Raw genomic sequence first — 26,550 nt, 5'->3', positions numbered from 1 at the left:
AACTTCTTTGTGATGTTCTTCGTGTCCTTCGTGTCGTCGTGGTGACCCGCTCCCACCGCAGCATCTACCGGGTGAACACCCCGACGACCTCGACGTGGGCCGACCACAGGAACTGGTCCACGGGATAAACGCGGCTCAACGCGTACCCGCCGTCCACCAGCGTGCGGGCATCGCGGGCGAAGGTCGCGGGGTTGCAGGACACCGCCACCACGCGGGGCACCTTGGAGCCGGCCAGGGCCTGCGCCTGGGCCGCCGCACCGGCGCGCGGCGGGTCGAAGACCACCGCGTCGAACCGCGCCAGTTCCTTCGCCGTCAACGGGTTCTCGAACAGGTCGCGCCGCTCCGTGGTCAGGCGCAGCGCCCCCGCCGCCTTGGTCAGAGCGGCCAGCGCCGGGGCGTCCCCCTCCACCGCATGGACCGCCGCCTTCCGGGCCAGCGGGACCGCGAAGGTGCCCAGCCCGGCGAACAGGTCGGCCACCCGCTTGGGCTGCCCGATGTTGGCGAGGACGGCGGCGACCAGAGCGGCCTCCCCCTCGGCGCTCGCCTGAAGGAAGGCGCCGGGCGGCGGAGTCACCGGCAGGCCGGCGAAGGACACCGCCAGCGGGCGGCGGTGGGCGATGGGCTCCGGCGTGCCGCGGCCATCCGGCTGTCGCTCGTCGGCCTGCCAGGAAATGCGGGCCACCCCGACCGCCTCGCCGAAGGCCACCAGCCGTTCCCGCGCGGCGCGGTCCAGGCTGCGCGGCCCGACCAGCACGAGGTCGATCCCGCCCTCCAGATCGGTGGCGATCACGTCGCAGCCGCCACCGTCCGGCAGAACCGACAGCAGCAGCCCGCGCAACGGCTCCACCAGGGCGAACAGGGCGGGCCGCAGCACCGGACACTCCGTCAGGTCGGTCAGCCGGTGGCTCATCCGCTCGTTGAAGCCGAGCCAGACCCGCCGCCCCCGCTTCAGCGCGGCGAAGCGGGCGCGGCGGCGCGCGGCCGGCGGCGTCCGCGACAGTGGCTCCAAGGGCGGCTCCAAGGGCGGCTCCAGGACCGCGTCGCCCAGCCCGACGCGGGCCAGCGCGCCCTGCACCAGCCCGACCTTCCAGGCGGCGTAGGTGGCGTCCTCCATATGCTGGAGCGTGCAGCCGCCGCAGGTTCCGAAATGGGAACAGGGCGGTGCCGTGCGGCCGGGGCCGGGCTCCAGGATCTCCAGCAGGTCGGCGCGCAGACCGTCTCCCTTGGCGTTGGCGGCCTCCTTCACGGCCACCCGCACGCGGTCGCCGGGGACGGTCAGCGGCACGAAGAGCTTGGCATCGTCGAAGCTGGCGATGCCGTCGCCGCGGGCGCCGACCTCGGTGACGGTCACCTCGGCGACACGGGGGGCAACACGGGGAGCGGTGCGCGGTTCGCCGCTGCGGAGGGACGGGCGGTGTTTGGGGGCGGGTCGTTTCACGCGGTCACTCTCAGGACGGCCATCATGCCGGTCTCCTGATGCTCCAGAACGTGGCAGTGGAGCATCCAGTCGCCGGCCTCTTCGGCCACGAAGGCGATCTCGGCCGTCTCACGGGGGCCGAGCAGGACGGTGTCGCGCCACTCGCGGTGTTCGGCCGGCCGGCCGTTGCGCGAGAGGACGCGGAAGGGAAAGCCGTGCAGGTGCATGGGGTGCCACCAGCCGGTCTCGTTGACGAAGGCCGTCACCTGCGTTTGACCGCGTTTGACGGTGATGAGCGGCTCAAGATGATGATGCCCCATGGCGGCGACGCCGTTCAGCGCCCAGAAGGGGCCGCGCGGTCCGGCGCTCTTCGGCATGGCGCCGTGCATCCCGCCGTCCAGCACCACGTCTTGGCGGACGGCGCCGGCAAGGTCAGGCTCGGGCAGTGGGTTGGCGGCCAGCGGGATCGGGGAGTCCAGCGGCGAGTCGCGCAAGGGGGCCTCGCCGCTGTAGGTCAGCCGGGTCAGCCGGTAGGCCATGCGCGGGTAGAAGCCGTCCACCACGTCGAACCCCTCGCCCGGCCTGCCGGCCATATCGATCACGAGGTCGGCGCGCTGGCCGGGTCCCAGCACCACCTTGCCGTCCGGCGGGGCGTGCGGCGTCACCGGCTGACCGTCAAACGCGATCACCTGCGGCGCGTGCCCCTGGAAGTCGAGCGCGAAGACGCGGGCGTTCGCCGCGTTGATCAGGCGCAGCCGGACGCGCTCCCCGGCGCGGACCGGCACGCTGTCCCGGACGGCGCCGTTGATGGTGACGGTGTTGCCGATGCGCCCGGCGTGGGTGGCGTCCATGGGGTGACCGAAACCGCCGGCCAGCTCCGCCTCCCTGGTCAGCCGCCAGTCGCCGAGCAGCCAGAGCAGGTCGCGGTCGACGCGGATCGGCTCCCGCTCCTCCACGATGAAGGCGCCGGTCAGGCCGTGGGCCACCTGGACCCCGCTGTTGACGTGGGGGTGGTACCAGAAGGTGCCGGCATCCTTCAGCGGGAATTCATAGTCGAACCGCCCGCCCGCCGGCACCGGCGGCTGCGACAGGCCGGGCACCCCGTCCATGGCGTTGGGAACGCGCAGGCCGTGCCAGTGGATGGTCGTCGGCTCCGGCAGGCCGTTGGCGAAGGCGATGCGCGCGGTGTCGCCCTGGCGGAAGCGCAGCTCCGGCCCCGGAATCCGCCCGTCATAGGCCCAGACCGCCGTGTCGGGAAAGCCCGCCCCCGCCAGATTGGCGCGGGCCGGGCCGGCGGACAGGCTGACCGCCTCCCCCTCCCCCMCCGCCGCMCGGGCCGCGCGCGGCAGCAGAGCGGACCCGGCCAACAGGGCGGAGCCGGTCAGCAGATCGCGGCGGGTCAGCGGGAAACGCGGCGGCACGGCGTCCTCACGCGTAGCGGGCCAGGGCGTCGCGCAGGTCGGCCGACACCGGGGTCGGGCGGTGGCTGTCCTTGTCGACGATGACGCAGACGGCCTCCTGCACGGCGACGCAGCGGTCGCCCTCGAAGATCGCCGCCCCCAGAACGACGGAGCTGTTGCCAACCTTCGCCACCCGCGCGCCGACGCGGATGTCCGCCGGGAACCGCAGCTCCGCCTTGTAGTCGATGACGCTGCGCGCCAGCACCACGGTCCAGGGGGACTCGTCGCGGAAACCACCGCAATCATGGACCAGCAACACGCGAATCTGTTCGAAATACACGCCGATGGCGTTGTTGTTGACGTGGCCGAGCGCGTCGAGGTCGGCGAAGCGCACATGCTCCCCGGTCCAGAAACGGTAGAGGTCGGGGCGGGTCGGATCGGTCATGGTCGCCTGTCGGATGATGGTTCCGGCCGAATGTGGCCGGTGCGGCGGGCCGGGGCAAGCCCGGGCATGACGGTCATTCCCCGCACCGTCCCGATTTGCCGCGCCAAGCCGGGCGGGCCGGTGTTATAGGAGTCGCACCATAACACCCGCAACGGACCGCAAGATGAGCAAGGACAGCACCAACCAGACGGCCGAGGCCCTCTTCGAGAAGGCCCTGTCGGTCGCCGAGAAGCATCTCGAGGCGGCGATCAAGGAAGGCGGGGTCCTCGGCCCCTACATCGCCGTCGCCATGATCGAGGCCGCCGTGAACACCGCCGTGGACGAGACCAGCCACGAGGACGTCATCGACATGCTGCGCGATCTGGCCGCCCAGATCGAAGCCGACGCCGACGAAAGCGAAGATTGATTCCTGCCGTCACGCGGGGTCCGGCTGCCGGCGCGCTTCGCGCCGGCGCAGGATTTCGTAGACGACGGCGCCCAGGATGGTCAGCGCGATCAGGATCAGCGACAGCGCGTTGACCGCGGGCGTCAGGCCCGTGCGCACCTTCGAGGCGATGTAGACCGTCAGCGTGGTGTCCAGCCCGCGCACGAACAGCGTCGTGTTGTAGTTCTCGAAGCTCTGCAGGAAGGCCAGGAAGGACGCCGACAGGATGGCCGGCGTCAGATACGGCAGCGTGATCCGCCGGAACACCTGCCCGTGGGTGGCGCCCAGATCCAGCGCCGCCTCCTCCAGCGTCTGGTCGAACCGTTGCAGCCGCGCCAGGAACAGCAGCATCGCGTAGGCCGCGATGAAGCTGGACTGCGCCAAGATGGTCAGGAACAGGCCTCCGGTCACCCCGAACCACTCCCGCCAGAAGACCAGCGTGGAGATGCCGACGATCACCCCCGGCGTCAGCAGCGGCGACACCATCACGGCGTAGAGGAAGGTCCGCGCCCGGCTGTGCAGCCGGTCGAGCAGCAGCGCCGCCGCCAGCCCCAGCGGCACCGCCACGGCAATCACCCCCGCCCCGACCAGCAGGCTGGTGCCCAGCGCCTGCCACATGCGCTGGTCGGCCCACAGGGCGCCGAACCATTGCAGCGTGAAGCCCATCCAGGGGGTGACGGTCGGGAAGCGGCTGCTGTTGAAGGTCGCCGCCGCCATGATCCCCAGCGGCAGGAACAGATAGCCGAAGAACAGGACCAGATAGGCCCCGGTGACCCAGCGGCGGAAACTTGCGGCGGTCATTTGGCGATGTCCGTCACTTGGCGATATCCGTGAGGCCGACGCGGAACAGCCGCATCATCAGCAGAATGAAGGCGACGCACAGGATCAGCAGGATGAAGGCGTAGGCCGCCCCCTGGTTCCAGTTCCCGCCCTCGAAGAACCAGTTGTAGATGACCTCGGTGAACCAACGGCTCTGCGGTCCGCCCAGAAGGGCCGGCACGGCGTAGCTGCCCGCCGCCAGCATGAAGGTCATGATGCAGCCGACCGCGATGCCCGGCTTGGCGTGGGGAATGACGATGCGGCGGTGGATGCGCAGCCACCCCGCTCCCAGGTCGCGCGCCGCCTCGATCTGGTTGCGGTCCAGCGACTCCATGGCGTTCATGATCGGGAACACCATGAACAGGATGTAGACGTAGACCATCCCGATGATCACCCCGGCATCCCCGCCGAGCAGCCGCTGCGGCTCCGAATAGAGACCGAGCCCGACCAGCAGCGCGTTCAGCGGCCCGTTGAAGGCCAGGATGATGTACCAGGCGAAGGTGCGCAGCAGCTCGTTGATCCAGAAGGGAACGACGAGCATCAACACGAGCAGCGGCAGGCGCCGCCGCGGCACCACCTGCGCCATGTAGAAGGCCACCGGGTAGCAGACGGCCAGCGTGACGGCGGTGACCAGGCTGCTTGCCCAGATCGTCTTGAGGAAGATCGCCAGATGGATCTGGTTGGTCCACAGCGTCGCGTAGTTGCGCAGCGTGTAGACGTCCTCCGGCCCACCGGCCTTGCTGGGTGGCAGCGACGGGCGGAAGGAGAAATCCACCATCAGCAATTGCGGCAGCACGACCAGCAGCAGCAGCCACGCGGCCACCGCCAGCAGGATCGCCGCGGTCAGAACCGGACCGTACCGGCGCAGCACGCCGCCCATGACCACTCCCCCACCCGCTGAGATTCAGAGCCGAGATTCTTAGGATCGAAAGCCTCTCACGACCCCGGGCCGGAGCGCAAGCGAGGCTATGCCCCAGCAAATAACCACATTTTTATTGCCTTTTTTCGGTCCCCGGACTGTGGCCATAGTGGCGTCATGCGTGCATGGCGGACATCCGGGGTGATGAGGGAAGCAACAGCGTGGGTCGCCGCGCTGGTGCTGGTCTTCCACGCCCTGGTCATGGCCACCCACGTCCCGGCGCCGCTGGCCAGGGTGCTGGCGGAGTCGGCGCAGCTCGCCATGGCCGGCTCGATCTGCCATTCCGGCGCCGCGCCCGACGCCTCCGCAGCGTCGCACTCCGACCATGGCCCCGTCCCGGACGGCACGCCGGGCCATGTCACCTATTGCCCGATCTGCCTGTCGCTGGGCGGCGGGTCCCTGCTGGGTCCGGTCCTGGCGCCGGCCCCGCTGCCGCCGGCCGGGATCGTGCTGGCCGCCCTTCCGCTGCCCGCGGACGACGAGGCCGGGGTCGGGCGATCCCTGCGCGCCTTCTCCGCCAGGGCGCCTCCGGTGGGTGTCTGAACCGACCCCCTCAGACAGACCCACACCGGAGAGTTCCCATGATCCGCAACACCCGCGGCGCCCTGCTGGCCGCCGCCGTCCTCGCTTGCCTGCCCGGTCTTCTTCCTGGTTCCGCCGCCCTCGCCCACACCACGCTGGAGACCAAGCAGGCGCCCGCCGCCAGCACCTACAAGGGCGTGCTGCGCGTCGGCCATGGCTGCGGCGCCTCCCCCACCATCGCCCTGCGCGTGCAGATCCCTGAGGGAGTCATCGCGGTGAAGCCGATGCCCAAGCCCGGCTGGACCCTGACGACCAAGGAAGGCCAATACGCCAAGGCCTACGACTACTACGGCGAGTCGCTGAGCAAAGGCGTCACCGAGATCGCCTGGACCGGCGGCTCGCTGCCCGACGCCCATTACGACGAGTTCGTCTTCCGCGCACGCCTGCCCGATGCCGCCCCCGGCACCGTGGTCTATTTCCCCGTGGTGCAGGAGTGCGAGACGGGCGTGCACCGCTGGATCGAGATCCCGGAGCCGGGCAAGACCGACCACGACGTCAAGGAGCCGGCCCCCGGCGTCACCCTGACCGCCAAGCCGTAAGGGAAGGGACGATCGCATGCGCCGGCTGGTCGTGGGGTGGGTCGCCGCCCTGATGCTGCTGTCCCTGTCCGCGCCGGCCCTGGCGCATGCCGTGCTGGTGGAGAGCGTTCCGGAGGATGGGGCGCGGCTCGACAGCCCGCCCGCCGAGGCCATGCTGCGCTTCAACGAGCCGGTGCGGCCGGTGTCGGTGACGCTGATCGGCCCCGGCGGGGTGACGCTTCCCCTGCCCGCCCCGGCCGCCAGGGACGGGGCGCTGCGCGTCGCGCTGCCCGGCGGGCTGGCGGTGGGGACGCACGTCCTCAGCTACCGCGTCAGCTCGGCGGACGGCCATCCGGTCGCCGGATCGCTCCTGTTCGGGATCGGTGCGGAACCGGAACGGCCTGTGGAGCTTGGCGGCGCGACGCCGCCGGCCACGCTGCTGGCCGCCGCCGCGGTCCGGGCGCTCCATTACGGAAGCCTGCTCGCCGCGGTGGGGGGCGGGCTGTTCCTGGTGCTGGTGGCGGGGCGGTGGAGTCCGCTGAACCGCCGCCTGCGCCCCGGCCTGTGCCTGGGCGTCGGCGTCGCCGCCCTGGTGGCCGTGCTGAACGCCGGTCTCGCCGGGGCGGTGCTGGAAGGCGCGCCACTGTCCACCTTGGCCGGAGCCTCGCCCTGGATCGCCGGCCTGACCAGTACGGCGGGGCCAAGCGCCCTCCTGGCCCTGCTCGGCCTGATCGCCGTCGCCCTGGGACTGGCGCTGGAGGAGCGGGGGACGGCGGGCCGCGTGCTGCTGGTCACCGGGGCGGTCGGGGCGGCGCTGGCGCTCGCCACCACCGGCCACGCCGCAACGGCGGAGCCGCGCTGGCTCAGCGTGCCGCTGGTGGCATTGCACAGTCTGGCGGTGGCCTTCTGGATCGGCAGCTTCTGGCCACTGGCGGTGCTGCTGCGGACGGAGCCGCCGGCCGAGTCGCTGCGGCTGGTCCGGCGCTTTTCCGGCTGGGCGGTTCCGGCGGTGGCGGTTTTGCTGCTGGCCGGGGCGGGGCTGAGCGCGTTGCAACTCGCCGACCCGCGCACCATCCTGACCACCGCCTACGGCCAGATCTGGACCGGCAAAATCATCTGCGCGCTGGCCCTGCTGGCGCTGGCCGCCGTCAACCGGTGGCGGCTGACGCCGCGGCTGGAGGTCATGGGCGGACAGGCGGCGGCCCGGCTGCGCGCCAGCGTCCATACGGAGATGGTGGTGGCGGCGCTGGTCGTGCTGTTCACCGCCGGGCTGGGCACCACGCCGCCGCCACGCACCGAGTCCCTGCCGGTCTTCGCCGAGAAGCCGGCGGGCTTCAGCACCGCGGTCGTGGCGCGCGGGCGCACGGCCATCGTGACGGTGACCCCGGCGACGCCGGGAGCGAACCGCGTCGAGATGCGCCTGACGGGACCGGACGGCGCGCCGCTCGACGCGCTGGAGGTGTCGGCGGAGCTGGCCCTGCCCGCCGCCGGGATCGAGGGCATCACCCGCCCCCTGCCCAAGGTGGCGCCCGGCGTCTACGCGGCGGATGGCATGATCCTGCCGGTGGCCGGGGCCTGGGCGGTGCGGCTCGACGCGCTGGTCAGCGATTTCGAAAAGGTGCCCTTCCGCGCGGCGGTGCCCGTGGCGGTTCCGGTCGGCCGCTGACCGGCCTTACGCCGGTGCGTCCGGCAAAACCACCGCGTCCTCCGCCCGGAAGGCGATCCGCGCGGGCTCGCCGGGGGTCAGCGGCGGCTCGTCGCCCCGATGCGGGACCTGGATGGTGATGCCACCTTCCAGGAAGGCGTTGATGAAGGCGCCCTCGAAATCCCGGTGGGTGACCCGCGCCTCCAGCGCGTTTTCCGCCCCCGCCTCCGCCGCCATGCGCTCCGGCCGGACGAACAGGGTGGCGCGGTCGCCGGGGCCGAGCCGCCGCGGGTTGCGCCCGACCAGACGGCCATGGGGCGTGTCCAGAGCGGCCAGCCCGTCCGCCGACTCGGCGACGGTGCCGGAAAAGCGGTTGTTCTCCCCCACGAAGGACGCGACGAAGGCGGTTTCCGGATGGTCGTAGATGGCCCGCCCGTCGCCCACCTGCTCCAGCACGCCCCTGGACATCACGCCGATGCGGTCGGACATGGTCAGCGCCTCGCCCTGGTCGTGGGTGATGTAGATGAAGGTCACGCCGGTCCGCTTCTGCAGGTCGCGCAGCTCGGCGCGCATGTGCTGGCGCAGCTTCAGGTCGAGCGCCGACAGCGGCTCGTCCAGCAGCAGGACGGCGGGCTCCACGGCCAGAGCGCGGGCGATGGCGATGCGCTGGCGCTGGCCGCCGGACAGCTCCGTCACCTTCTTCTGCGCGGCGTCCGGCAGGGCCACGAGGTCGAGCAGCTTGCGCACCCGCCCCTGGCGCTCCGCCAAGGGCACGCCGCGCACCTCCAGCCCGAAGCCGATGTTCTCCGCCACCGTCATCAGCGGGAAGAGGGCGAGGTTCTGGAAGATCAGCGCGGTCGGCCGCTTGTTCGGGCCGATGCCGCGCATGTCGCGGCCGCCGATGCGGATGGCGCCCTCCGTCGGCTCCATGAAGCCGGAGACCATGCGCAGGATGGTGGTCTTCCCGCAGCCCGACGGGCCGAGGAAGCTGAAGAATTCCCCCGCCCCGACCGTCAGCGACACGTCGCGGACGGCGGTGACGGAACCGAACCGCATGGTGACGGACTCGAGCTGGACGTCCTGACTCATAGGCACCTGATTGGAAAACGGGAATGCGCCAGCAGGCGCACCCCCCTCACCCTAACCCTCTCCCCGCTTTCGGCGGACCGAAGGTCCGCCTGTCGCGTCAGCGCAAACTTCGTTTGCGCGTGAGCGGAGGGGAGAGGGGACATTGGAAGCGGGAGAGGGTTGCGCTCACGCCGCCAGGAAGCGGTCCTGGTACTCGTTGCGGATGGAGACGTACCAGGCCTCCTGGATCGGCCACCACCACAGCTTCTGCAGCGCGTCGCCCGGATAGGCGTCGGCGAAGAACTGCTTGTTCAGGTCGGACAGATGAGCCTCCGCCCCGACCGCCGTGCTGGAGATGCCGGAATGGTTGGTGTAGAGGGCGCCCGCCTCCGGCGTGTAGAACCAGTTGATCCAGGCGTAGGCCTGCTCCAGGTTCGCCGCCTTGGCGGGGATCGCGAAGCCCTCCATCCAGGCCAGCGCCCCTTCCTTCGGCGCCAGGAAGCGGATCGGCAGCCCCTCCTTGCGCAGGGCGACCGCGGACGAATCCCAGGTCTGGCCGATGACGCAGCCGTTGGTGCGGAAGGCGCCCTGGGCCTCGTTCTCGTTCGACCAGAACTGGCCGATGGCCTTCTTGTTGGCGGCTGCGACCTGAAGGATCGCGTCGAAATTGGCCCGCGCCTTCGCCTCGTCCTTGAACTGCTCGCGGATCGGGTGGGGCAGCTTGCCCTGGCCTTCCAGCCACAGGCCGATGCCGATCAGGCCGGAATGGCCGCGCACCGTCACCTTGCCCGCATGCTCCGGCTTCCACAGGTCGCCGTAGCTGGCGGTGCCGTAGGTCAGCGGCGCCTTGGCCTGGTCATAGGCGATGGCCTCCGTCCCCCAGTCGGCGGGGGCGAAGAAGCGCTTGCCGCCGACCACGGCGCCCATGGCGGCGGAGCCCTCGACCGCCGACTTCAGGCAGCCGTCCCATTTGACCTTCGACTCGTCCAGCGGCTGGACCAGCTCGAACTCCACATAGTTCGGCACGCGGTCCACCGTGGGGTGGATGATGTCGAAGCCGGCGCCGCCGGTGGCCTTGAGCTGGTTCAGCAGCTCGTCATTCGTGCCGTATTCGGTCAGGGTGGCCTTGATGCCGGTCTTCTTCTCGAAGTCGGCCAGCATGTCCGGGCTGATGTAGCCGGCCCAGGAGAAGATCTTGACGCTGCCCGACGCGGCGCGGCCCTCGCGCAGGATGAAGGGGCCGACCGCGGCGACGCCCGCGGCGGCGGCGGTCCCCTGGAGAAGCAGGCGGCGGGTGAAGCCCTTGGCGGCGCGCTGCGTCTCGGCGCTGGAGCGCTGTTCCAGGCTGGTGGTTTCCGGAACCTTGGTCATGGCACCTGCTCTCCCCTTTTCTTATTGGCCCGAATTCATGCTGGCTGTGCCAGCGCGGGGCCGGACCTGCCGGACTCCGCCGCAGCGGCAACTGTGCCGCGATATCCGGGCGCCGTCCATGGCTCAAGCGGGAGTGGGTGCAAACTTCATCGGCCTGTAACGGATCGCCCTGTAACGGGCCGGAGGCCCGGTCAGCTCTCCAGCATGCGGCGGAGAAGCTCGACGTCCTCGGCGAAGGCGGGGTCGGTGGTGCGCAGTTCCTCCACCTTCTTCACCGCGTGCATCACGGTGGTGTGGTCGCGCCCGCCGAACTTGCGCCCGATCTCCGGCAGGGAGCGGGCGGTGAGCTGCTTGGCGAGATACATGGCGACCTGCCGCGGGCGGGCCACGGCGCGGGCGCGGCGGGCCGAATGCATGTCGGCGACGCGGATGTTGAAATGCTCTGCCACCCGCTTCTGGATCTCGTCGATGGTGACGCGGCGGTCGTTGGCGCGCAGCAGGTCGTGCAGCACCTCCTGCGTCGATTCCAGCGAGATGGCCCGGCCGACCAGCTCGGCGTGCGCGACGATGCGGTTCAGCGCCCCTTCCAGCTCGCGCACGTTGGAGGTGATCTTGTGGGCGAGGAACTCCAGCACCTTCAGCGGGATGGCCGCGTTCAGCGCGTCGGCCTTGGCCTGGAGGATGCCCAGCCGCAGCTCGTAGGTGGTCGGGTGGATGTCCGCGACGAGGCCCCAGCCGAGGCGGGAGCGCAGCCGCTCCTCCATGCCTTCCAGGTCGGACGGGCTCTTGTCGGCGGAGATGATGACCTGACGGTTCTGGTCCACCAGCGCGTTGAAGGTGTGGAAGAACTCCTCCTGGGTGCTGTCCTTGCCGCTGATGAACTGCACGTCGTCGATCATCAGCACGTCCACCGAGCGGAACTGCTGCTTGAAGGCCATGGTGTCCTTGAAGCGCAACGCCCGGATGAACTGGTACATGAACTTTTCCGCCGACAGGTAGATCACCTTGCGGTTCGGATCGTTCCGCCGGATCTGCCAGGCGATGGCGTGCATCAGGTGCGTCTTGCCCAGCCCGACCCCGCCGTAGAGGAACAACGGGTTGAAGGTGACCGAGGTGGCGTCGGCGACGCGCCGGGCGGCGGCGTGGGCCAGCTCGTTCGGCTTGCCCACCACGAAATTCTCGAAGGTGAAGCGGGGGTCCAGCGGCGCGGAGATGTCGGTCCGGTCCTCCAGCACCGAGGCGACCGCCGTGGGCGACTCGTCCGACGCGAAGGAGGGCGGTCCCGCCGAATAGGACGAGCCGATGTAGGAGTTGGCGCCGTAGGAGGCGGCCCCATAGGACGCGGACTGGTTGAGCGCCGCGGCCCGCGGGGCGGGCGTCGGAGGAACCGGGCCGCCGCCGACGGTGCCGTCGGCCGGAGCGGAGTCGCGCGATGCCTCGCCCGCGTCCTCGTCCGGCATCAGCATGGACGGGGCGTTGGCGGAGGCGACCACGACGTCGATGGACAGGACGTCCGGATTCTCGCCAGCCCACAGGTTGCGGATGCGGTCGGCGTAGTGGGTCAGCACCCAGTCGCGCATGAAGCGGGTGGGTACGACGATGCGCACCTCCCCGCCGCGGATTCCGGCGAAGGAAAGCGGCTGCAGCCAGCTGCGGTAGGCGATCTCGCCCACCTCGTCCTTGAGGCGGCCCCGGATGCGGGCCCACTGCTGATCCAACGACGCGCCGACCGACATGCTTCCCCTACCCCGCTCCTTTCCCCCCGGGCGGCCCAGCGCCGCAGGGGGCACCGTCCCGCTCGACTTAACTCAGACCCTTTAACTTAGGCCCCTTAACTTAGGCTTCCTGCCTTCAAAACGTTCCTCTCCTGAAGACTCCAACGGTGGATGCCTCCCAACTGGGCGACAATACTATCCCTTTGGCGAAGTTGGACTCCGCCTTTGCCACGTCGAGTTTTAAGAAAAGCATCGCTCCAGGAGCAACGGGTTGAGTCGAGCTTCTTGAGCGTCCCGCAGCGTTGTCCGCCGCTTTGAACGTCTCCGTCCTTTAGCAAATGACGCGTGACATCAAAGACAACATCGGTGCGCCATTCCCAACGGATCGAAAGTCTAATCAGCCGCCCTCGCCGTGGCAATAGGACAGAAAGCGAACGGTCCGGACTGCGGCAAAAATCACGCAACCCCTCCGGAACCCGCCCCTGCCCTCACGAAAGACCAGGACCACCGGAAGCGACTCGCCGCCCAGCAGCCGCGATCCCCTGCCCCACCGGAGTTCTGCCGGAGGACTCGGAAAGACCGGAGATTGTACTTATCAAAAACGCAAAAAGCCGCGCCCAGAACTGGTGCGCGGCTTTATAACGCCGAGTAAACTCAGAGAGCCTTGATGCGGGCCGACAGGCGCGACAGCTTGCGCGACACGGTGTTCCTGTGCAGGACGCCCTTGGAGGCCCCACGCATCATTTCCGGCTGCGCGGCCTTGAAAGCCTCAGCGGCTTCAGCCTTGTTGCCGGACGAGATCGCCGTCTCGACCTTCTTCACGAAGGTGCGGATACGGCTGACGCGGTTACGGTTGATCTCCGTACGACGCGCGGTTTGACGAATGCGCTTTTCAGCAGACTTATGATTGGCCATGAAAACCCTACTCCGGACGACACGCCTGTCCCAGTGCGAGGGGGCCTTATACGCTCCAGCCGAATGAGAGTCAAGGCACCGTCCAACACTGTTTTTCGGCAAAGGATAGATTACGAGATCTTGACGGATTTCTGGTCCTCCCCCGCTAGATACGGGGGAGGAGTCGGGGGATGTCAGCGATGCTTCCAATCCGGCTGACGCTTCTCGGCGAAGGCGGCCATGCCTTCCTTCTGGTCTTCGGTGGCGAAAGTGGAGTGGAAGATTCGGCGCTCCACCCGGATGCCCTCGGACATGGTCGTCTCGTAGGCGGCGTTGACGGCGTCCTTGGCCATCATGACGACCGGGCGCGAGAGCTTGGCGATCTTCTCGGCGACCCGCACCGCCTCGTCCACCAGATCCACCGCCGGCACGACGCGGCTGACGAGGCCGGCGCGCTCGGCCTCGGCGGCGTCCATCAGGCGGCCGGTCAGGCACATCTCCATGGCCTTGGACTTGCCGACGAAGCGGGTCAGACGCTGCGTGCCGCCGGCGCCGGGGATGGTGCCGATGGTGATCTCCGGCTGGCCGAACTTGGCGGTTTCGGCGGCCAGGATGAAGTCGGCCATCATCGCCAGCTCGCAGCCGCCGCCCAGCGCGTAGCCGGCGACCGCGGCGATGGTCGGCTTGCGGCACTTGGCCAGCCGCTCCCACTTGGCGGTGATGAAGTTGGCCTTGTAGACGTCCATGTAGGAGAAATTCTGCATCTCCTTGATGTCGGCGCCGGCGGCGAAGGCCTTCTCCGAACCCGTGACCACGATGGCGCCGACGGAATCGTCGGCCTCCAGCGCGTCCAGCGCTTGGCCCAGCTCGGTCACCAGCAGGTCGGACAGCGCGTTCAGCGCCTTGGGCCGGTTCAGCGTGACGAGCCCGACCGGTCCGCGGGTTTCGACGAGAATGGTTTCGTACGGCATGATGCAGCAGGCTCCCGTGGTTTGGCCCCCTCGCTCATGTCCGGGGGGCGTTCTGGTTTGCTCTTGGTCTCTTTTGGAGGAATCAGCGCGGAATCAGCGAGAAGCGGACGACCGTGGCTACCGCCTTCTGGACAGCGGCGCGGGCCGGCTCGACGAATTCCAGGCGCAGTTCCTCGCCCTCCCGCAGGAAACTGGCGCCGCCGCCCGTCCGTTGCGGGGCGCGGGTCCAACCGAGCTGCGGCATGGTCTGGTTGTAGAAGGAGAGGACCGCATTGCGGTCCATGGCACCCGCCATGACCGACTGGGCGATGCGTCCGGCGGGCTTGTCGAAGACCAGCGGCGCCTCCTCGGCGGGGGCGAGGCCCGGCATGACCGGCACGTCCCCCATCCCTTCGACGTAGCGGGTGGGGTCGGCGGCCCAGGCGGACGAGGTCGCGGGCAATGGAACCCCGGCCAGACCCGCAAGGGCGGGGCCGGCGAGGAGAAGGGCGGCGAGCGCCGCCCTGGCGGTGGCCGATGGAGCCGTCATACCTTCCACCTATATCAACGCTGGCGTTGCGGACAATAGAAAGTCGAACGGCCCGCCTGGACGATCCGGCGGACGCCCCCGGTCTTCGCCACGTCGCAGCTGCAGCCCGGACAGGGCGCGCCCTCGCGGTCATAGACCGAGAACTGGTGCTGGAAGTAGCCGAGTTCCCCCGACGCCTGCCGGTAGTCGCGCAAGGACGATCCCCCCGCGGCGATGGCCCGCTCCAGCACCGCGCGGATCGCCGTGGCCAGCCGCTCCGCCTTGGCGCCGGTCACCGTGGCGGCGATGCGCGTGGGGCTGAGGCGGGCGAGGAACAGCGCTTCCGACACGTAGATGTTGCCGAGCCCGGCGACCACGTTCTGGTCCAGCAAGGCAGCCTTGATGCTGGTCATCCGCCCGGCCAGCCGCGCGGCCAGCACCGGTCCGGAGAAGGCGTTGCCCAGCGGCTCCGGCCCCAGCGCGCGCAGCAGCGGGTGCTCGGCGAGCGTCTCCGCCATGGCGAGGTCCATCAGGCCGAAGCGGCGGGCGTCGTTGAAGGTCACCACCGTCCCGGCGTCGGTCTCCAGCACGACATGGTCGTGGGCGCCCCAGGCGGCGGGCCGTTCCGGCGTGATGATCATGCGGCCCGACATGCCGAGATGGGCGATCAGCACCGTCCCGTCGTCGAGATGGATCAGGATGTATTTGGCGCGGCGGCGCACCGACTCGACGCGGCGCCCGGTCAGCCGCTCGCAGAAGCCGGCCGGAAAGGGAACCCGCAGGTTGGCGCGGCGCTGGAGCACCTGGACCAGCGTCCGCCCCTCCAGATGCGGGGCGAGGCCGCGGCAGACGGTTTCGACTTCGGGAAGTTCGGGCATGATGGCAAGGAGGATGGTGGGAAGCGCCGGTTGACGCAAGGGGGCACGTGTTGACGCTCATCGGGGAGCGAGCACCCGTGGCGGCGAACGGATGGCGCCCTCAGTCCTCCGAACCGTCCACCAGCCTCCGCAAGGCGCGCGCCACCGCCTCCGCCGGGCCGGACCAGCCGCCGTTCCGGGTCTGGCGGAACAGGCGGGCGGTGGGATACCAGGGGCTGTCGTCGCGCCCGCTGAGCCAGCGCCAGTCGTTGTTCCAGGGCAGCAGCACCCAGACCGGGCGGCCCAGCGCGCCGGCCAGATGGGCGACCGCCGTATCGACCGCGACGATCAGGTCCAGCGCCTCCACCGCCGCCGCCGTTTCGGCGAAGCTGGTCAGACCGTCCGACAGGTCGATGACCGGGAAGGATACCTCCATCCTCTGCCGCTCGGCGTCTCCCACCTGGAGGGAAAACAGCGCCACACCCGGCACCGCCGCCAGCGGGGCCAGGGCGGACAAGGGCATGGAGCGGATGGCGTCGGCGTGATACTGGGGCCGCCCCGCCCAGACCAGCCCGACCCGCAGCCGGGCGTCGGGCGCCGCATCCCGCAGGCGCCACGCCCAGGGGCCGCGCCGCTCTTCCGGTGCACCGAGATAGGGTGTGCGTGCGGGGATCGCCTCCAGGCTCGGGCAGAACAGGCCGGCGAGGCTCATCAGCGGGATCTGGACGTCGGTGTCGGGCAAGCCGCCCACCCCTGGAAAGTCGGGCGCCCGCGGGATCGCCGTCACCCGCGCCGGGTCGGTGTTGCGCTCCAGCAGGGGGAGGAGAGGGCCGTGCGCCTCCAGATGGACGCGCGCCGGGGCGGCTCGCAGCACATGATCCAGAAAGCGGATGAACTGGATGGTGTCGCCCATCCCTTGCTCCGCATGGACCAGGATGGTCCGCCCCGTCAAATCGGTGCCGTCCCAGAGCGGCTGGCGGAAGGGGCGGCGCTGCCCGGCCAGGGCTTCGCTGCGCCAGCGCCACTCGTATTCCGCCCAGCCGGCGGCGTAATCGCCCTGGCGCAGCAGCAGATGGGCGAGGTTCCAGTGGGCGACGACCAAGCGCGGCGCCACGCGCAGGGCGCCGCGGAAGGCCTCCTCCGCGTCCCGCGAACGGTCGAGATGCACCAGGGCGTCGCCGCGGACGACCTGGGCCTCGCCCAGATCCGGGGCCAGCCGCAACGCCCGGTCGGCCAGCCGCAGGGCCTGCGCGTCATCCCCGCTCTGGATCGTCAGCGCGCCGAGGTTGGACAGGGACGGCGCGTGCGCCGGATCGCAGGCCAGCGCCGCGCGGGCGGCGGTCATCGCCGCCGCCCGCCGCCCAAGGGCGGCCAGCGCCAGCCCCAGCTTGGCGTGGGCCTCCGCCTCCTGCGGGGCCAGGGCGCGCGCCCGGCGGGCCAGCCGCTCCGCCGCCGCCGCGTCGCGCCCGTCGAGCCGGCACAGCGACAGGTTCCACAGCGCCAGGGCCTCCGCCGGCCGGCCGGCCAGAAGCCCGCGGAACAGCCGGGCGGACTCCTCCACCCGGCCGTCTCGGTAAAGGGCGGCGGCGTGGGCGGAGAGGAGCGGCACGCCCACCGCCTCCGCCACCGGGCGGGTGAGCCGCGCCACCGCCCGGCCGACCTCCCCCCGCTCCAGAAGCGCCCGCCCCTCCCGCTCCACCGCCCGGTCGGCGAGGTAGCGCGCCTCCAGGCTGTCGGGCTGGAGCGCCAGGAGCCGTTCCAGCACCAGCAGCGACTCGTCGTGCCGCCCGACGCCGCGGCAGGCCAGGGCGAGCTGGAACAGCGCCGCCGCATGGTCGGGCTGGAGCGCCAGCGTCCGCCGCAGGGCACCCACCGCCCCCTCGCCGTCCTCCAGGATCAGCCGGACGCGGGCGAGGTCGTAGCGCAGGCCCGGATTGTCGGGAACCAGCCCGATCGCCCCGACGAACAGCGCCGCGGCCAGCTTCGGCCGGTCCGTCTGGCCGTAGAGCACGCCCAGCAGATGCAGCGCGGTCGCCTGATGGGGATCGGCGTCGAGGATGCGGCCATAGAGGATCTCGGCCTCGGCCAGACGGCCGGACTCGTGGTGGTCGAAGGCGATGGCCAGGGCTTCCGCGATTGTCGCCATGAGTCCGCGCTGGATGGTGAGAGGGATGAAGGGTAGCAGAGCTATAGGAAAAGCGCGCGCAGCCGGTCGGTCACGGCGTCCAGCGGCGTCCGCCAGTCCCCTGCCGCCGCTTGGCGGAACAGGCGGGCCGAGGGGTACCAGGGCGAGCCGTCCCGGCCGACCAGCCAGCGCCAGTCCGGCGCATGGGAGAGCAGAACCCAGACCGGATGCCCCAGCGCACCGGCGAGATGGGCGGTGGCGTTGTCGATGGTGACGACGAGGTCGGTGGCGGCGATCTGCGCGGCCAGCCCCTCCAGGTCGTCCTTGCGGTCCAGCCCGGGCGGCAGCGCGACGGCGACGCCGTCGGCCGCCAGGGCGGCGACCTCATCCGACCAGTCGCCGTATTGCAGGACGACCATGTCGGCGCCCGCCCCGTCGAGCCGGCGCGCCAGTTCGGCCAGCGGCACGTTGCGCAGGCGTCCCCATTTCGGGTTGGTGGTGTGCCAGGCGATGCCGACCAGGGGCCGCCGGCCGGTCCGCCGAAGCGCCGGTGTCCGCGCCGGATCGGGCACCAGGATCGGACGGAGCCGGCGGAAATCCTCCTCGGCGCGCAGCAGCAGACGCGGCAGGCTGCCCGAGGGGATCTGCGCGGCGATGTCCGGGGCGGACAGGCGCGGGTCCGGCAGCGGGCCGCGCGGCACAACCTCCACTCCCGGCAGAGCGCGGGCGAACAGCGGCGCCAGCCGGGCGTCGCATTCCAACAGGCAGCCCGCCAAAGCGCCTGTTGATGATTGCGTCTTATCTGTTGACGATTGCGTCAACAACGGGAGCATCGTGGCGAACATCAGCTCGTCGCCGACCCCCTGCTCCCCCCAGACGAGCAGCCGTCCGCCGCCGAGCGGCTGGCCGGTCCACAGCGGCTGCGGGAAGCGCCCGGCGGTGCGGCACCAGGGTTCGGCGGACCAGCGGTCCTCCCAGGCGTCCCAGCCCTCGGCGAAGCGCCCGAGCGCCAGCAGCGCCGAGGCCCGCGCCAGCCGCGCGTCGGCCAGGGCGGGGTCGCGGGCGAGCGCCGCTTCCGCCTCGGCCAGCGCTGCCTGCGGATCGCCGCAGAGCGTGTGGGCGTCAGAGAGATTGTTGCGGATCGGCGCCGAGTCCGGCCGGAGCGCCGCCGCCCGCCGCAGGGCGTCCCGCGCGCCGTCCGGATCGCCCTGCCCCTTCAGCGCATTGGCCCGGTTGTTCCACAGCGCGGCGTCGGCGGGGTCCAGCGTCAGACCGCATTCATAGGCGCTGCGGGCGGTGGGCAGCGCGCCGCGGTCCTTCCGCCACGCCCCCAGCCGGTTCCACAGCACCGCGCGCTCCGGGTCGAGCCGCAGGGCGCGGCGCAGCTCCCCTTCCCCCGCATCGGGCCGCAAGGCCAGCATCTCCAGCAGGGCGGCGTCGTCCGGCGCCAGCAGCGCGGCGATCCGCCGCTGCGCCAGCGCCTCGTCCATACGACCCAGTGCGTCCAGCGCCTGGGCACGGTTGACGCGCGGATCGGCCAGCCCCGGCCGAAGGTCCACCGCGACTCGCAGGGCCTGCTCCGCCGGGGCCGGATCGTCGGCGGCCAGCCGGCGCACCGCGAAATTGTTGAGAAGCGCCACGCGCTCCGGATCGAGGGCGGCGGCGCGGGCCAGCGCCTCCGCCGCCGCGCCGAACCGGCCCAGCGCCTCCAACAGGTTGGCGTGGTTGGCGTGCAGGTCGGGCTGGCTTCCATCCCCGGCGACGGCCTGCTCGACCAGCGCGCAGCCCTCCTCCAGCCGCCCGCACTGGGCGAGGAGAAGGCCGCGCAGATGCAGGGCCGGCGGGTGGCCGGGAACGGCGTCGAGGATCTGCCCGTAGACCGAGTCGGCCTCGGCGAAGCGCCCCTCCCGCTGGAGGTCGAAGGCGATCAGCAGGGCTTCCTGCAGCGTGGCCATGGTCCCCCGTCCGTCCGCCATCGTCCACCGGCGGGCACGGTGGCGAAGCCGGGGCGCGGGGTCAAGTCCGCAAAAACCGCGCGCCGGGGGTGCGTCACGGCAACGCCCCGGCTGGCGCAAGCCCAGGTCGCGCGCTATGTTGCGCGCCATGACCGATCCGCGCACCCCCTCCGCCCCGTCCCAGCCCGCAGCTCCGGCCCAGGCCACCGGCGTGTCCGCCGGGGCCGAAGGGAACTGGTTCGGCTACCGCCCCGTCGATCCCGACGCCAAGTCCGGCCTCGTCCGCGCCGTCTTCGACAGCGTGGCCGGGCGCTACGACCTGATGAACGACCTGATGTCGGGCGGCATCCACCGGCTGTGGAAGGACACGCTGATGGAGATGGTGGCGCCCAAGGCCGACATGACGCTGCTCGACGTGGCGGGCGGCACCGGCGACATCGCCTTCCGCTTCCTGGAACGCGGCGGCGGCCGGGCGGTGGTCTGCGACATCACCGAGTCGATGGTCCGCGTCGGGCGCGACCGTTCCTACGACCGCAACCTGCTGACCGGCGTGAACTGGACGGTCGGCGACGCCGAAAGGCTGCCCATCGCCTCCCGTTCGGTGGACGCCTACACCATTGCGTTCGGCCTGCGCAACGTCACGCGCATCGACGCCGCGCTTTCCGAGGCGCGCCGCGTGTTGAAGCCCGGCGGAAAGTTCTTCTGCCTGGAGTTCAGCCACGTGGTCCTTCCGGTCCTGCGCGAGATCTACGACGTCTATTCCTTCCAGGTCCTGCCGCGGCTCGGCCGCATGGTGGCCGGGGACGAGGACAGCTACCGCTATCTGGCGGAGAGCATCCGCCGCTTCCCCGAGCAGCAGGCCATGGTCAAGCGCATCGAGGCCGCCGGATTCGGCGCGGTGCGCGTGCGCAACCTGACCGGCGGCATCGCCGCCATCCATTCCGGCTGGCGGATCTGACCGGATGCTGTTCCGGACCGCCCGAAACATCGGCCGCCTCTTCGTGATCGGCCGCACGCTGGCGCGTTACAACGCGCTGCCGGAAACGCTGCCGCAGACCGCCCCCGGCTTCGCCCTGTTCTGGCGCTGGGTCGGCAACGCGAAGGAGCCGGGCCGCGTCGGCCAGCGGCTGGCCCGCGCGCTGGCCGATCTGGGGCCGACCTACATCAAGCTGGGGCAGTTGCTCTCCACCCGCTCCGACCTCGTCGGCGAGCGGATGGCGCTGGACTTGGCCGAGCTTCAGGACAAGCTGCCGCCTTTCCCCGGCGCCCAGGCCCGCGCCATCGTGGAAGAGGAGCTGGGCGCCCCCATCGGGACGCTGTTCCGCAGTTTCGACGAGGTGCCGGTCGCCGCCGCCTCCATCGCGCAGGTGCATTTCGCCGTCACCGCCGAGGGGCGGGAGGTCGCGGTGAAGGTGCTGCGGCCGGGCATCGAGAACGCCTTCGAGCGGGACATCGACCTGTTCTATTGGCTGGCCGAGCTGGCCGTCGTGGTCATGCCCAAGCTGAAGCGGCTGCGCCCGCGCGAGGTGGTGGACACCTTCGCCCGCACCTCCCGCCTGGAGATGGAGCTGCGGATGGAAGCCGCGGCGGCGTCGGAACTGGGGGACAACTTCAAGGACGACCCAACCTTCAACGTGCCGGCCATCGACTGGGACCGCACGGCGCGCCGCGTCCTGACGCTGGAGCGCATCCGCGGCTTCAAGGTCGACGAGTCGGAAAGGCTCGACGCCGCCGGCTTCGACCGCGACGAGATCCTGGCGAAGGCCTCGGCCAGCTTCTTCAACCAGGTTTTCCGTGACGGCTTCTTCCACGCCGACCTGCATCCGGGCAACCTGTTCGTCACCCATGACGGCAACATCACCGCCGTCGACTTCGGCATCATGGGCCGGCTGGACCGGGCGACCCGGACCTACCTCGCCGACATGCTGATCGGCTTCCTGACCGGCGACTACCGCCGCGTCGCGGTGGTGCATTTCGAGGCGGGCTACGTCCCCCGCCACCAGTCGATCGAAGTCTTCACCCAGGCCTGCCGCGCCATCGGCGAGCCGTTGCAGAACAAGCCGCTGAGCGAGATCTCCGTCGGCCGGCTGCTCGCCCAGCTCTTCGCGGTGACCGAGCAGTTCGAGATGGAGACCCAGCCGCAGCTCCTCCTGCTCCAGAAGAGCATGCTGACGGCGGAGGGGGTGGGCCGCTTCCTGAACCCCGACATCAACATGTGGGAGCTGGCGCGTCCGCTGATCGAGGACTGGATGCGCGAGAACCGTGGGCCGGAAGCCCAGATTCTCGACGATCTGGAGGCCGTGGTGTCGACGGTGCGCCGCCTGCCCCGGCTGGTGAACCAGGCCGAACGCGCCGCCGCCGAGTTGGCCGACGGCGGCCTGCGCCTGCATCCCCATTCGATCAAGCATATGCTCGACCGCTGGGTGGAGCGCCGGATCAGCGAGCGCATCGCCCTGTGGATCATCGTCGTCCTGCTGACGGTGATCGCGGTGAAGGTGCTGTAAATCCATTTTGACTGAGCGCGAAAGGGGTGCGGCGGCGTGCCCCTCCCCCTTGGGCGTGGTTGACCCCGCCACCGCCCAGCCGGACACTGGAGTCGTCGCAACCGTTCGCGGAGGGAAGCCATGGCCCGCGACGAATTCCAGGCGCTTCTGACCTACATCCGAACCGACCAATTCCAGCCGCACCGGCCCCGCTCCGGCCCGTTGGAGTCCCCGCCGCCCGTCGTCACCATCGCCCGCGAGCACGGGACCGGCGGCGAGGTGATCGCGGCGAAGCTCGCCGAGTCGCTGGGGGTGCCCTGCTTCGACAAGGAAATCCTCGACGCCGTGGTGGCGACGGCCACCTCCGACCCGACGCTGATGCGCCAGCTCGACGAGAAGCTGCCGGGCCGGGCGGGGATGTTCCTCTACGCCAGCCTGATGGGGCTGCACGACCCGCTGACCGAGTACCAGCGGCTGCTGACCCGCGTGGTCAACGGCATCGCCTTCCGCGGCGGGGTGATCGTCGGGCGCGGGGCGCATCTGCTGCTGCGCGGGGCGCCGCGCTTCCGCGTCCGCATCGTCGGCTCGGACGAGGTCTGCGCCGCGCGGCTGGCCGGCGGCGATCCCGCCAAGGTCGCCGACGCGCTGCACGAGGTCCAGCGGGTCAACGCCGCCCGCGCCAAGTATTTCAAGGAGTTCTTCAAGGTCTCCAACAGCGATCCGCTGCAGTACGACCTGATCGTCAACACCGACCGCTTCACCGACCTGGACGCCGTCACGGAGATGATCCTGCACGCCTACCGCATCCATGGCGGGCATGCGGAGGCTCACCCGCCCTCCTCGATCCACCAGGACTCGACCAGCGGGCCGTAGAGGGGCGTCGCCTCCGGATGTTTCAGCCGCGACCAGCGGGCCATGCGGTCGGCCGGGCTGTGAAACAGCGGCACCATGTAATGGCCCCACAGCAGCACCCGGTCGAGCGCGCGGACGCGGGCCACGAGGTCGGCACGCGTCCGCGCCTCGGCGATGGAGGCGGCGATGGCGTCCACCACTGGGTCGCGGATGCCGGGATAGTTGCGGCTGCCCGGCTGGTCCGCCGCCTCGGACCCGTAATAGTAAAGCTGCTCGTTGCCCGGCGATAGGCTGGAAACCCACCAGCGCAAGGTCATGTCGAAATCGAAATGATCGAGGCGCGCCTGATACTGCGCGTTGTCCACCGTGCGTACTGTGGCGGCGATCCCCAGCCGCCCCAGCGAGCGGGCGTATTCCAGCGCCACCCGTTCGTCCGCCGGGTTGCCCAGCAGGATTTCGAAGGCGAAGGGACGCCCCGCCCCGTCGGTCAGCCGCCCGCCGCTTACCCGCCAGCCGGCCTCGGCCAGCAGGCGCAGCGCCTCGCGCAGGTTGCCCCGCGCCCCCGCCGGGCCGCTGCCGTCGGTGTGTGGCAGGGCGAAGGGCTGGGTGAACAGCGCCGGCGGCAGGCGGTCGCGGAAGGGCTCCAGCACCGCCACCTCCTCCGGCCCTGGCAACCCCTCCGCCGCCAGTTCGGAGTTCGGGTAATAGCTGGCGGTGCGGACCAGCGCGCCGTGGAACAGCGTCTTGCCGATCCAGGCGAAATCGGTGGCGAGACCGAGCGCCCGCCGCACCCGGATGTCCTGGAACGGGGGGCGGCGGGTGTTGAAGATCAGGCCGCGGGCGAACTCCGGACGGCGGTGCGGCAGCTCCTCCAGCACGATCCGCCCCGCGCGCAGCGCCGGGCCGTCGTAGCCGGTGACCCATTTGGCGGGATCGGATTCGCGCCGCACGTCGCCCTGCCCGGCCAGGAACGCCTCCAGAGCCACCGAGTCGTCGCGGTAATAGGTGAAATCCAGCGTGTCGGCGTTGAACAGCCCGCGCCGCGACGGCAGGTCCCGCCCCCAGTAATCGGCCACCCGCTCGTAGACGATGCGCCGCCCGGCCTCCGCCTGTTTGACCCGGTAGGGGCCGCTGCCCAGCGGCGGGTCGAGCGTCGTGGCGGCGAAGTCCCGCCCCGCCCACCACGCCTTGGCGTGGATCGGCATCAGCCCCATCAGCAGCGGCATCTCGCGGTCGAAACGCCCGTCCGGGCCGGGGGCGAAGGCGAAGCGGACGGTACGGTCGTCCGGCGCCTCGGCGCTCGCCACCTTGGCGTAGAACTGGCGGCGGTTCGGCGTGCCGTGGGCGCGCTGCACCTCAAGCGAGAACAGCACGTCGGCGGCGGTCACCGGCGTCCCGTCGTGCCAGCGTGCGGCGGGGTTGAGATGGAAGACGGCGCCACCGCGGTCCTCCGGCACCTCCAGCCTCTCGGCCAGCAGGCCGTAGAGCGAAAACGGCTCGTCCCACGAGCGGGCCATCATCGTTTCGAAGACGAAACTAAGCCCCAGGGCGGGCATGCCCTTGACCACATGGGGGTTCAGCGTGTCGAAGCCGCCGGTCACCGCTTGGCGCAGCGTGCCGCCCTTCGGCGCGTCGGGATTGACGTAGGCGAAGTGCGCAAAATCCGGCGGATAGGCGGGGTCGCCATGCATGGCGAGGGCGTGGACAGCCTTCGCGGGGGGGTCGGCCCGTGCCGCAAGGGGAAAAAAGGCGAGACAGAGCAGCGCAAAGAGGATGCAGGGCATGGCGAAGGCTCGTCCCTTTGCCGCACCTGCGCAAGTGGCTTTGACTTATGCCCGCATCTGCCTAAACTCCGCGCGCGCGGCGCCGGGAGCTTTGGCCCGCGTCCACAACCAAGCGCAACCCGCTTTTGCAGTCGAAGGATGGTTTTCCATGGATCTCAGCAAGGTTCCGGTCGGCAAGAACGCCCCGTGGGACGTGAACGTGGTCATCGAGATCCCGTTGCGCGGCGAGCCGGTGAAGTACGAGATCGACAAGGAGTCGGGCGCGATGTTCGTCGACCGCTTCCTGCACACCGCCATGTACTACCCCTGCAACTACGGCTTCATCCCGCACACCCTGTCGGGTGACGGCGACCCGGTGGACGTCTGCGTGGTCGGCCGCCATTCGGTCATCCCGGGCGCCGTCCTGCGCTCGCGCCCGATCGGCGTGCTGTTCATGGAGGACGAGGGCGGCGAGGACGAGAAGCTGCTGGCCGTTCCGGTCGACAAGCTGCACCCGTTCTACAGCAACGTGAAGTCCTACAAGGACCTGCCGGAGATCACCACCGAGCAGATCGCCCACTTCTTCCAGCACTACAAGGATCTGGAAAAGAACAAGTGGGTGAAGATCCTGCGCTGGGGCGACGAGCAGGAAGCCGCCAAGAAGATCCAGGAAGGCATGGAGCGCGCTGCCGCCGCCACCAAGGGCCAGCCCGGCCCGGTGGTCTGACGCGCCTCTCGACTTAGGCGTCTCGACTGGACGGGTTGCAAGGGCCGGCTCCGCACCGCGGGGCCGGTCCTGCAACGCGGGCCGGCCCCGCTCTTTTCTCCCCGTCAGGGCAGCGACTTCTCCACCGAGGTCACCGCCTCCTTCAGGATGTCCGCGCTGCGCTTCAGCGCCGCCGCCTCTGCCTCCGACAGGTCCGGCATCACCGTTTCCAGGACGCCGCCCGCTCCGATCACCCGCGGCAGCGACAGCGCGACGTCCGGCACGCCCAGCACCTCGTCGTTGAGGATGGAGCAGGTCAGCACCGCCCGCTCGTCCCCGGCGATGGCCGCCACGATGCGCGACAGGCCGCCGGCGATGCCGAAGGCGGTGTGGCCCTTGCCGTCGATGATGTGGTAGGCGGCCCGGCGCACGCCCTCGTCGATGGCGGCGCGATCCTCCGCCGTCAGGGGGCGCTTCAGCCGCTCGGCGGCGCGATCCACCGACAGGCAGGCCATGGTGGCGCCGGACCACAGCAGGACTTCCGAATCGCCATGCTCGCCCACCACATGGGCGTGCACCGACTTTGGCGTCACCCCCAGCCGGTCGGCCAGCAGAGCGCGGAACCGCGCGGTGTCGAGGATCGTGCCGGAGCCGATCACCCGCGACGGCGGCAGGCCGGAGATGCGGGTGGCGATCTGCGTCATCACGTCCAGCGGGTTGGTCGCCACCAGCAGGATGGCGTCGGGCGCCGCCGCCAGGACCGCCGGGATGATGGCGCCGAAGACCGCCGCGTTGCGCTCCAGCAGTTGCAGGCGCGTCTCGCCGGGGCGCTGCGCCACGCCGGCGGCCAGCACCACCACGCCGGCCCCGGCCAGCGCCGCGTAGCCGCCGTGGCGCACCTGGGCGGCGCGGGCGAAGGGCACTGCGTGGGCGATGTCCTGAGCCTGGGCCGCGGCCAGCTTCTCGTTCATGTCGACCAGCACGACCTCGCTGGCCGAACCGCTCATCACCATGGCGAATCCCGCCGTAGCGCCCACCGCGCCGGCCCCGACGATCCCGACCTTCATGGCTCCCGCTCCCTGTTTTTTCCGTTGAGGGTCAACAGGGTGGAGC

24 protein-coding genes are annotated in these 26,550 nt (G+C 70.6%); 8 read left to right on the top strand and 16 right to left on the bottom strand.

What is annotated here, in order from left to right; genetic code table 11:
• Nucleotides 1-64: 64 nt before the first annotated feature.
• Genes AC1DVI_RS00760 through AC1DVI_RS00750 form a run of 3 tightly spaced genes read right to left on the bottom strand, consistent with a single transcriptional unit; the run spans nucleotide 65 to nucleotide 3,262 of the window.
• Nucleotides 65-1,438, bottom strand: a complete 1,374-nt coding sequence (locus AC1DVI_RS00760) for a class I SAM-dependent RNA methyltransferase (protein ID WP_476956392.1) — start codon at nucleotides 1,436-1,438, stop codon at nucleotides 65-67.
• Complete coding sequence (locus AC1DVI_RS00755; RefSeq protein ID WP_476956391.1) at nucleotides 1,435-2,838, bottom strand: multicopper oxidase family protein; 1,404 nt, start codon at nucleotides 2,836-2,838, stop codon at nucleotides 1,435-1,437. The genes AC1DVI_RS00760 and AC1DVI_RS00755 overlap by 4 nt, the downstream gene beginning before the upstream one ends.
• 7 nt (nucleotides 2,839-2,845) lie before the next feature.
• Entirely contained in the window at nucleotides 2,846-3,262 is a 417-nt protein-coding gene (locus AC1DVI_RS00750) for an acyl-CoA thioesterase (protein ID WP_476956390.1), read from the bottom strand.
• Nucleotides 3,263-3,425: 163 nt separating this feature from the next.
• On the opposite strand from AC1DVI_RS00750, the gene AC1DVI_RS00745 reads away from it, so the two are divergent.
• Nucleotides 3,426-3,668, top strand: coding sequence for a hypothetical protein (locus AC1DVI_RS00745; protein WP_149164597.1), 243 nt, complete (start codon nucleotides 3,426-3,428; stop codon nucleotides 3,666-3,668).
• A gap of 9 nt (nucleotides 3,669-3,677) precedes the next feature.
• Here AC1DVI_RS00745 and AC1DVI_RS00740 read toward each other — a convergent pair whose 3' ends face one another.
• Together AC1DVI_RS00740 and AC1DVI_RS00735 are read right to left on the bottom strand one after the other, a co-directional pair.
• Complete coding sequence (locus AC1DVI_RS00740) at nucleotides 3,678-4,487, bottom strand: ABC transporter permease (RefSeq protein WP_035670025.1); 810 nt, start codon at nucleotides 4,485-4,487, stop codon at nucleotides 3,678-3,680.
• A gap of 13 nt (nucleotides 4,488-4,500) precedes the next feature.
• Nucleotides 4,501-5,385, bottom strand: coding sequence for an ABC transporter permease (locus AC1DVI_RS00735; RefSeq protein ID WP_476956389.1), 885 nt, complete (start codon nucleotides 5,383-5,385; stop codon nucleotides 4,501-4,503).
• A 183-nt stretch (nucleotides 5,386-5,568) separates the two neighbouring features.
• Here AC1DVI_RS00735 and AC1DVI_RS00730 point away from each other — a divergent pair, with 183 nt between their 5' ends.
• Genes AC1DVI_RS00730 through AC1DVI_RS00720 form a run of 3 tightly spaced genes read left to right on the top strand, consistent with a single transcriptional unit; the run spans nucleotide 5,569 to nucleotide 8,190 of the window.
• The gene (locus tag AC1DVI_RS00730) at nucleotides 5,569-5,967 is read left to right on the top strand and encodes a DUF2946 family protein (protein ID WP_476956388.1); all 399 of its coding nucleotides are present in this window, start codon (nucleotides 5,569-5,571) and stop codon (nucleotides 5,965-5,967) included.
• A 38-nt stretch (nucleotides 5,968-6,005) separates the two neighbouring features.
• Nucleotides 6,006-6,545 (top strand): YcnI family copper-binding membrane protein, encoded by a 540-nt coding sequence (locus AC1DVI_RS00725; RefSeq protein ID WP_476956387.1) that lies wholly within the window; start codon nucleotides 6,006-6,008, stop codon nucleotides 6,543-6,545.
• 16 nt (nucleotides 6,546-6,561) lie between these two features.
• Nucleotides 6,562-8,190 carry a copper resistance CopC/CopD family protein gene (locus AC1DVI_RS00720; protein ID WP_476956386.1) on the top strand — a complete coding sequence of 543 codons (1,629 nt, stop codon included), beginning with the start codon at nucleotides 6,562-6,564 and terminating at the stop codon, nucleotides 8,188-8,190.
• Between the two features lie 6 nt (nucleotides 8,191-8,196).
• Here the strand turns inward: AC1DVI_RS00720 and AC1DVI_RS00715 are convergent, their stop codons facing one another.
• The 9 genes from AC1DVI_RS00715 to AC1DVI_RS00675 all read right to left on the bottom strand — a co-directional run bounded on the left by AC1DVI_RS00715 (nucleotide 8,197) and on the right by AC1DVI_RS00675 (nucleotide 19,633).
• The gene (locus AC1DVI_RS00715; protein WP_476956385.1) at nucleotides 8,197-9,258 is read right to left on the bottom strand and encodes an ABC transporter ATP-binding protein; all 1,062 of its coding nucleotides are present in this window, start codon (nucleotides 9,256-9,258) and stop codon (nucleotides 8,197-8,199) included.
• Between the two features lie 165 nt (nucleotides 9,259-9,423).
• Complete coding sequence (locus tag AC1DVI_RS00710) at nucleotides 9,424-10,608, bottom strand: extracellular solute-binding protein (RefSeq protein WP_476956384.1); 1,185 nt, start codon at nucleotides 10,606-10,608, stop codon at nucleotides 9,424-9,426.
• 191 nt (nucleotides 10,609-10,799) lie between these two features.
• Complete coding sequence (gene dnaA, locus AC1DVI_RS00705) at nucleotides 10,800-12,344, bottom strand: chromosomal replication initiator protein DnaA (protein WP_476956383.1); 1,545 nt, start codon at nucleotides 12,342-12,344, stop codon at nucleotides 10,800-10,802.
• A 633-nt stretch (nucleotides 12,345-12,977) separates the two neighbouring features.
• Nucleotides 12,978-13,238 (bottom strand): 30S ribosomal protein S20, encoded by a 261-nt coding sequence (gene rpsT / locus AC1DVI_RS00700; RefSeq protein WP_149164604.1) that lies wholly within the window; start codon nucleotides 13,236-13,238, stop codon nucleotides 12,978-12,980.
• A 173-nt stretch (nucleotides 13,239-13,411) separates the two neighbouring features.
• Nucleotides 13,412-14,188: an enoyl-CoA hydratase gene (locus AC1DVI_RS00695; RefSeq protein ID WP_476956382.1), complete on the bottom strand. Its 777-nt coding sequence runs from the start codon at nucleotides 14,186-14,188 to the stop codon at nucleotides 13,412-13,414.
• An 82-nt stretch (nucleotides 14,189-14,270) separates the two neighbouring features.
• Nucleotides 14,271-14,717, bottom strand: coding sequence for a hypothetical protein (locus tag AC1DVI_RS00690; protein WP_149164606.1), 447 nt, complete (start codon nucleotides 14,715-14,717; stop codon nucleotides 14,271-14,273).
• 14 nt (nucleotides 14,718-14,731) lie between these two features.
• Complete coding sequence (gene mutM, locus AC1DVI_RS00685; RefSeq protein WP_476956381.1) at nucleotides 14,732-15,574, bottom strand: bifunctional DNA-formamidopyrimidine glycosylase/DNA-(apurinic or apyrimidinic site) lyase; 843 nt, start codon at nucleotides 15,572-15,574, stop codon at nucleotides 14,732-14,734.
• 100 nt (nucleotides 15,575-15,674) lie between these two features.
• Nucleotides 15,675-17,699: a tetratricopeptide repeat protein gene (locus AC1DVI_RS00680; protein WP_476956380.1), complete on the bottom strand. Its 2,025-nt coding sequence runs from the start codon at nucleotides 17,697-17,699 to the stop codon at nucleotides 15,675-15,677.
• A gap of 41 nt (nucleotides 17,700-17,740) precedes the next feature.
• Nucleotides 17,741-19,633, bottom strand: a complete 1,893-nt coding sequence (locus AC1DVI_RS00675) for a glycosyltransferase family 9 protein (RefSeq protein WP_476956379.1) — start codon at nucleotides 19,631-19,633, stop codon at nucleotides 17,741-17,743.
• Between the two features lie 148 nt (nucleotides 19,634-19,781).
• On the opposite strand from AC1DVI_RS00675, the gene AC1DVI_RS00670 reads away from it, so the two are divergent.
• From AC1DVI_RS00670 to AC1DVI_RS00660, 3 genes are all read left to right on the top strand, one after another.
• Nucleotides 19,782-20,591 (top strand): class I SAM-dependent methyltransferase, encoded by an 810-nt coding sequence (locus AC1DVI_RS00670; RefSeq protein WP_247889847.1) that lies wholly within the window; start codon nucleotides 19,782-19,784, stop codon nucleotides 20,589-20,591.
• Between the two features lie 4 nt (nucleotides 20,592-20,595).
• The gene (gene ubiB, locus AC1DVI_RS00665) at nucleotides 20,596-22,137 is read left to right on the top strand and encodes a 2-polyprenylphenol 6-hydroxylase (RefSeq protein ID WP_247889246.1); all 1,542 of its coding nucleotides are present in this window, start codon (nucleotides 20,596-20,598) and stop codon (nucleotides 22,135-22,137) included.
• 120 nt (nucleotides 22,138-22,257) lie between these two features.
• The gene (locus tag AC1DVI_RS00660; protein ID WP_476956378.1) at nucleotides 22,258-22,989 is read left to right on the top strand and encodes a cytidylate kinase-like family protein; all 732 of its coding nucleotides are present in this window, start codon (nucleotides 22,258-22,260) and stop codon (nucleotides 22,987-22,989) included.
• Here the strand turns inward: AC1DVI_RS00660 and AC1DVI_RS00655 are convergent.
• Complete coding sequence (locus AC1DVI_RS00655) at nucleotides 22,944-24,752, bottom strand: extracellular solute-binding protein (protein WP_476956377.1); 1,809 nt, start codon at nucleotides 24,750-24,752, stop codon at nucleotides 22,944-22,946. The two genes, AC1DVI_RS00660 and AC1DVI_RS00655, sit on opposite strands and share 46 nt — an antisense overlap.
• 148 nt (nucleotides 24,753-24,900) lie before the next feature.
• Here AC1DVI_RS00655 and ppa point away from each other — a divergent pair, with 148 nt between their 5' ends.
• Complete coding sequence (gene ppa, locus AC1DVI_RS00650; protein ID WP_200484854.1) at nucleotides 24,901-25,458, top strand: inorganic diphosphatase; 558 nt, start codon at nucleotides 24,901-24,903, stop codon at nucleotides 25,456-25,458.
• Nucleotides 25,459-25,562: 104 nt separating this feature from the next.
• On the opposite strand, the gene AC1DVI_RS00645 is transcribed toward ppa, so the two are convergent.
• Nucleotides 25,563-26,504, bottom strand: coding sequence for an L-lactate dehydrogenase (locus tag AC1DVI_RS00645; RefSeq protein WP_476956376.1), 942 nt, complete (start codon nucleotides 26,502-26,504; stop codon nucleotides 25,563-25,565).
• Between the last annotated feature and the right edge of the window lie 46 nt (nucleotides 26,505-26,550).

The sequence above is a fragment of the Azospirillum sp. P4_B5 genome (assembly GCF_056402275.1).
Note: the sequence above shows the minus strand (reverse complement) of the source record. Positions and strands in the feature narration are given on the sequence as shown.

What these genes read in the sequence shown, in the direction of transcription:
- AC1DVI_RS00750 (WP_476956390.1), bottom strand. Translation starts at nt 3,262, where the DNA reads ATGACCGATCCGACCCGCCCCGACCTCTACCGTTTCTGGACCGGGGAG.
- AC1DVI_RS00745 (WP_149164597.1), top strand. Translation starts at nt 3,426, where the DNA reads ATGAGCAAGGACAGCACCAACCAGACGGCCGAGGCCCTCTTCGAGAAG.
- AC1DVI_RS00740 (WP_035670025.1), bottom strand. Translation starts at nt 4,487, where the DNA reads ATGACCGCCGCAAGTTTCCGCCGCTGGGTCACCGGGGCCTATCTGGTC.
- AC1DVI_RS00735 (WP_476956389.1), bottom strand. Translation starts at nt 5,385, where the DNA reads ATGGGCGGCGTGCTGCGCCGGTACGGTCCGGTTCTGACCGCGGCGATC.
- AC1DVI_RS00730 (WP_476956388.1), top strand. Translation starts at nt 5,569, where the DNA reads ATGAGGGAAGCAACAGCGTGGGTCGCCGCGCTGGTGCTGGTCTTCCAC.
- AC1DVI_RS00725 (WP_476956387.1), top strand. Translation starts at nt 6,006, where the DNA reads ATGATCCGCAACACCCGCGGCGCCCTGCTGGCCGCCGCCGTCCTCGCT.
- AC1DVI_RS00720 (WP_476956386.1), top strand. Translation starts at nt 6,562, where the DNA reads ATGCGCCGGCTGGTCGTGGGGTGGGTCGCCGCCCTGATGCTGCTGTCC.
- AC1DVI_RS00715 (WP_476956385.1), bottom strand. Translation starts at nt 9,258, where the DNA reads ATGAGTCAGGACGTCCAGCTCGAGTCCGTCACCATGCGGTTCGGTTCC.
- AC1DVI_RS00710 (WP_476956384.1), bottom strand. Translation starts at nt 10,608, where the DNA reads ATGACCAAGGTTCCGGAAACCACCAGCCTGGAACAGCGCTCCAGCGCC.
- dnaA (WP_476956383.1), bottom strand. Translation starts at nt 12,344, where the DNA reads ATGTCGGTCGGCGCGTCGTTGGATCAGCAGTGGGCCCGCATCCGGGGC.
- rpsT (WP_149164604.1), bottom strand. Translation starts at nt 13,238, where the DNA reads ATGGCCAATCATAAGTCTGCTGAAAAGCGCATTCGTCAAACCGCGCGT.
- AC1DVI_RS00695 (WP_476956382.1), bottom strand. Translation starts at nt 14,188, where the DNA reads ATGCCGTACGAAACCATTCTCGTCGAAACCCGCGGACCGGTCGGGCTC.
- AC1DVI_RS00690 (WP_149164606.1), bottom strand. Translation starts at nt 14,717, where the DNA reads ATGACGGCTCCATCGGCCACCGCCAGGGCGGCGCTCGCCGCCCTTCTC.
- mutM (WP_476956381.1), bottom strand. Translation starts at nt 15,574, where the DNA reads ATGCCCGAACTTCCCGAAGTCGAAACCGTCTGCCGCGGCCTCGCCCCG.
- AC1DVI_RS00680 (WP_476956380.1), bottom strand. Translation starts at nt 17,699, where the DNA reads ATGGCGACAATCGCGGAAGCCCTGGCCATCGCCTTCGACCACCACGAG.
- AC1DVI_RS00675 (WP_476956379.1), bottom strand. Translation starts at nt 19,633, where the DNA reads ATGGCCACGCTGCAGGAAGCCCTGCTGATCGCCTTCGACCTCCAGCGG.
- AC1DVI_RS00670 (WP_247889847.1), top strand. Translation starts at nt 19,782, where the DNA reads ATGACCGATCCGCGCACCCCCTCCGCCCCGTCCCAGCCCGCAGCTCCG.
- ubiB (WP_247889246.1), top strand. Translation starts at nt 20,596, where the DNA reads ATGCTGTTCCGGACCGCCCGAAACATCGGCCGCCTCTTCGTGATCGGC.
- AC1DVI_RS00660 (WP_476956378.1), top strand. Translation starts at nt 22,258, where the DNA reads ATGGCCCGCGACGAATTCCAGGCGCTTCTGACCTACATCCGAACCGAC.
- AC1DVI_RS00655 (WP_476956377.1), bottom strand. Translation starts at nt 24,752, where the DNA reads ATGCCCTGCATCCTCTTTGCGCTGCTCTGTCTCGCCTTTTTTCCCCTT.
- ppa (WP_200484854.1), top strand. Translation starts at nt 24,901, where the DNA reads ATGGATCTCAGCAAGGTTCCGGTCGGCAAGAACGCCCCGTGGGACGTG.
- AC1DVI_RS00645 (WP_476956376.1), bottom strand. Translation starts at nt 26,504, where the DNA reads ATGAAGGTCGGGATCGTCGGGGCCGGCGCGGTGGGCGCTACGGCGGGA.